The organism is Lampropedia aestuarii, from assembly GCF_004803635.1.
Classification (GTDB): Bacteria; Pseudomonadota; Gammaproteobacteria; order Burkholderiales; family Burkholderiaceae_C; genus Lampropedia; species Lampropedia aestuarii.
Map to the genome: position 1 here is coordinate 1 of NZ_SSWX01000049.1, position 3,499 is coordinate 3,499.

Annotated in this window: 6 protein-coding genes and 2 pseudogenes; 7 read left to right on the top strand and 1 reads right to left on the bottom strand. The window is 42.4% G+C overall.

The annotated features are described in order from the left end of the window. The 4 genes and pseudogenes from E8K88_RS18445 to E8K88_RS17770 form a co-directional block, all read left to right on the top strand. Window positions 1-398, top strand: a 398-nt coding sequence (locus E8K88_RS18445) for a hypothetical protein (protein WP_240754590.1), incomplete at its 5' end; no start/stop codon positions are given. Further along, window positions 358-719 (top strand): annotated as a pseudogene (locus E8K88_RS18450) (RHS repeat domain-containing protein); the annotation flags it as partial. The gene E8K88_RS18445 and the pseudogene E8K88_RS18450, both read left to right, overlap by 41 nt. 51 nt (window positions 720-770) lie before the next feature. Next, window positions 771-1,082 carry an AHH domain-containing protein gene (locus E8K88_RS18220; protein WP_205880127.1) on the top strand — a complete coding sequence of 104 codons (312 nt, stop codon included), beginning with the start codon at window positions 771-773 and terminating at the stop codon, window positions 1,080-1,082. Window positions 1,083-1,101: 19 nt separating this feature from the next. Beyond that, a complete protein-coding gene (locus E8K88_RS17770) occupies window positions 1,102-1,638 on the top strand; it encodes a DUF4303 domain-containing protein (RefSeq protein ID WP_136408003.1) in 537 nt (178 codons plus the stop codon). Window positions 1,639-2,092: 454 nt separating this feature from the next. On the opposite strand, the pseudogene E8K88_RS17775 reads toward E8K88_RS17770, so the two are convergent. Continuing rightward, window positions 2,093-2,215, bottom strand: a pseudogene (locus E8K88_RS17775) (IS5/IS1182 family transposase); the annotation flags it as partial. 218 nt (window positions 2,216-2,433) lie between these two features. Here E8K88_RS17775 and E8K88_RS17780 point away from each other — a divergent pair. The 3 genes from E8K88_RS17780 to E8K88_RS17790 are packed head-to-tail and all read left to right on the top strand — an operon-like array spanning window position 2,434 to window position 3,481. Beyond that, the gene (locus E8K88_RS17780) at window positions 2,434-2,799 is read left to right on the top strand and encodes an AHH domain-containing protein (RefSeq protein ID WP_168797390.1); all 366 of its coding nucleotides are present in this window, start codon (window positions 2,434-2,436) and stop codon (window positions 2,797-2,799) included. Continuing rightward, window positions 2,786-3,292, top strand: a complete 507-nt coding sequence (locus E8K88_RS17785) for a hypothetical protein (protein ID WP_136408005.1) — start codon at window positions 2,786-2,788, stop codon at window positions 3,290-3,292. The genes E8K88_RS17780 and E8K88_RS17785 overlap by 14 nt, the downstream gene beginning before the upstream one ends. Window positions 3,293-3,337: 45 nt before the next feature. Next, complete coding sequence (locus E8K88_RS17790; RefSeq protein ID WP_168797391.1) at window positions 3,338-3,481, top strand: RHS repeat domain-containing protein; 144 nt, start codon at window positions 3,338-3,340, stop codon at window positions 3,479-3,481. Window positions 3,482-3,499: the final 18 nt, after the last annotated feature.

Genomic DNA, 3,499 nt, shown 5'->3' on the forward strand with positions numbered 1-3,499 from the left:
GCATCGCCAAAACCGATGCCTTTGGCCACACACTATTCGCCTGGGACGGCAACCGCCTGCTAAGCGAGCAGCGCGGCAGCCGCACCACCCTGTACCTGTACGAGCCCAACAGCTTTGCGCCACTGGCGCAGTTGGTGGATGGGCAAGACCAAGAGGAAAAAACGCCTCACGCGACTACGGCCGCAGCCAACGACGCCACAGAAGACGAAGACTGGAGCCCACGCCAAGCCAAAGAAGCCTTCATGCAGCGCATGCTCAGCCAGCAACGCCACATCCAGGCGCTGGCCCAGCAAGCCGCCCAAGCCCAGGCCAACCATGGCCGCCAACGTGGTCGAGCCAGAGCCCAAAACCTGGCAAGTACGCTACTACCACAACGACCAAATCGGCACGCCCCGTGAACTCACAGGCGAGAGCGGCGAAATACACTGGAGCGCCACCTACAAAGCCTGGGGCAATACGCTGCAAGAAGAGTGGCTGCCTGAGCAAGCCCCACAAAGAAAAAAACCACACCAGCTCGCCCAAGAGCAGCAGCTGAGCCAAAATCTGCGCTTCCAAGGCCAGTATTACGATGCAGAAACAGGGCTGCACTACAACCGGTTTAGGTACTATGATCCTGACTGTGGGCGGTTTGTGAGTCAGGATCCGATTGGGTTATGGGGTGGAGCTAATTTTATCAATATGCGCCAAACCCTATTTTGTGGATAGATCCGAGCGGTCTCTGTAACTGGGGGCAAAAATTAATCGCCGCAGGCATCATTAAGCCGATCGATATGAATAACCCTCACGGGCATCATATTATATTTAAAGGGGATTTTGATTCTCGACCTCAGATCAAACTAGCTCTAGAAAGAAGCAGGGCAATTGTTGATGCATATGGAATAGATCCTGTTAATGATATTGGTGCATTGATGTGGGCACCAAACAAGGGGCACTCTAAAAAAAATGCAGGAAAGGTTGCACAAAAACTAGAGGAAGCGGACGGACGTTTAAAAAGAAAAGGAATCAACCCAAAAAGCGAATGTGGAAAATTAGCCATGTTTGCTGAATTACAAAAAATCGGTCGAGAAGTTTTTTTCGACTAAAAATATTGAAAAGGATTTTATGGATAATTTTTACAACAATCTTGTCAATGACATTATCGAAGCCACAAAATATACGTTATCTCAGCTAAAAAATAATCATCAAAATGAGAATATATATGCCTTCATATTATACACAGATAATGATTGCTACACCATTCTACCCGCTGCGAATTCATTAGAGATGTATGAAAAAAAAATAAAAGATGATGAAGTTGATGATGAGCAAGAACTGATCGCTTATAAGTGGAGCAGTGCAGAATGGGCATACGAATCCTTATATGACGAAAAATTCTCAAAAATATCCATCCAATTAAGCGAAGCATCAACCCAAGCAAGTGCCTCCAATAAATTCGAAGAATTCAAAATATATGTACACAACTGCATGATAAATGCCCTAAAAAGTCTGGATGAAGGAGGTTTTTTCGAAAATCCTAGAAAGAACCTTACATTATTCATCTCATCTTCAGAGTATGATGAATCAATTGAAATGGAGAATAGTTCCGCAAAAATCCTAAACCCACCGGAAATTTACAAGTCTTTTCTTGATCGTCATTAGAATAAATTTATTTCAATCACCATTTCCATCAAATGAATTCAACCGTTTATGAAAATTTCGTGAGTGCATCAGTTGATTTTTCTGAAATGCTTAGAAATGGAAATCTTCCTGATCACCGGGTAGCAAAAAAATGGGAGGAATGCTTTGCAGTACTCATTAACTAAACGCCCAAGGAAAGCAAAACACCAAAATCTTTTGCATATGCATTAATAGTTTTAAATAATAATATGCAGGGAGCCAGAAAACATGTAGACGAATCTAAATTATTAAATGAATTAGAATTTTTTCTGAATGAATCCGTTGAAACTCTTTTATTAAAATAATTCACGTAGCAGGCAATCACCTCGGGGAACCTCTCAAAACCTCAATCCTGAAAAATTTGCATCAAATAAATCAATGTGTTGCAAACGATTAATTCGATTTTTTAGAGTTATGAGAGGTTCCCCAAGGCCGCTAGCTCATTGAAGTCGATGTGCTTGGCGATCACTTGTAGTGGATCGCCCACCTCTTCAAGCTGGCGATGGCGCCCTGCCTGGGCGAAGAGGTCGAACTTGGAGGCGCTGCGTGGTGTGATCATGGTTGTAATTTAAACCATCTTGACTGTGGCTGGGTTTTGAGAGGTTCCCACTACAACCGAGGAAGATATTACAATCCGGACTGCGGGCGCTTCATTACTCAAGATCCGATAAATCCCTAGGAGGAAGTAATTTATTTTTATACGCCCCTAGTCCTACTGGATGGATTGATCCGCTAGGCTTAGACACAACATCGGATGCAAGAATTCTTGCTGCGAATTTGACAAAATGTGGTGAAGGGAGACCAAGCGACCGTCATCGTGCACACCATATCGTTATGTCAAACTCGAAAGACCCAAAAATGGTTGCATTAAGGGACAAAATGAATATTTTAGGATTAGATATAAATGATGCCAGCAATGGCGTATGGCTACCTGAAATAGGAGCTGATAGGCTGCCCGCTGAAATAAGCACCGCACATAAAGGAGAAGGAGTGCACGGGATAGACTACAAGACTAAGGTTTATGACAAACTCATTAATTCAAAAAACCAAGAGGAATTCTTGGAAGGATTAGAAGACTTAAAAGGCCAAATGAAAAATGGCGTAACTTTTTTTGCTGCAGAAAAAAGAAATGAAAGAAAATGATTTAATAACCTCTCTAAAAGAAATAGTGATAAAAAAAATAAAAAGCATCATTATCAATGATAACGATATTGCAAGAATTGCGATTGTTTATGACCTAGGTCAATATCAAGTATTTCCTCCAACATTAGCAATCCTTAATTGCGATGATGTCATTAAAGTTGAAAGCTCCGACGAAGACCATGAGTCAATGGTTAATCCGGCAGAATTTTCAACATACGCCACACCACCTTTATCTCTGAACAACACAGAAGAATATGGTTTCATTTTTAATGAGCTTAATTTAGCATATCAAAACAATCCTTCATTGGAAAGTGAGGCTATTAAAGCTTACATAGAATGCTCTAGTTATTTAACTTTATTTGCCAGATCCATCAAAAAAGAAGTGATGGTTTTTTGCACAGACCCAGAACTGTCAGATCTAAAAAAAAATATAGAAGAAATAGCCAAATCGGTTGAAAATTTTGACATAAAAATACCTTCGTGGCTTAATTAGCCATTAAGAACAATATAATTATATTTCTCCGAATCCATCTGGGATGTGGAGCACCAGCTGCAAGCGGCCATCGTCACCCGCAGCGGCAACACCGACGCGCCCAGCACCCAACGCTTTACCTACCAATACGACGCCTTTGGGCGGCGCATCGCCAAAACCGATGCCTTTGGCCACACCCTATTCGCCTGAGACGGCAACCGCCTGCTG

Bases quoted from the DNA above. Each gene is read 5' to 3' on its own strand.
- E8K88_RS17770 (WP_136408003.1), top strand. From the start codon at position 1,102: ATGGATAATTTTTACAACAATCTTGTCAATGACATTATCGAAGCCACA.
- E8K88_RS18220 (WP_205880127.1), top strand. From the start codon at position 771: ATGAATAACCCTCACGGGCATCATATTATATTTAAAGGGGATTTTGAT.
- E8K88_RS17785 (WP_136408005.1), top strand. From the start codon at position 2,786: ATGAAAGAAAATGATTTAATAACCTCTCTAAAAGAAATAGTGATAAAA.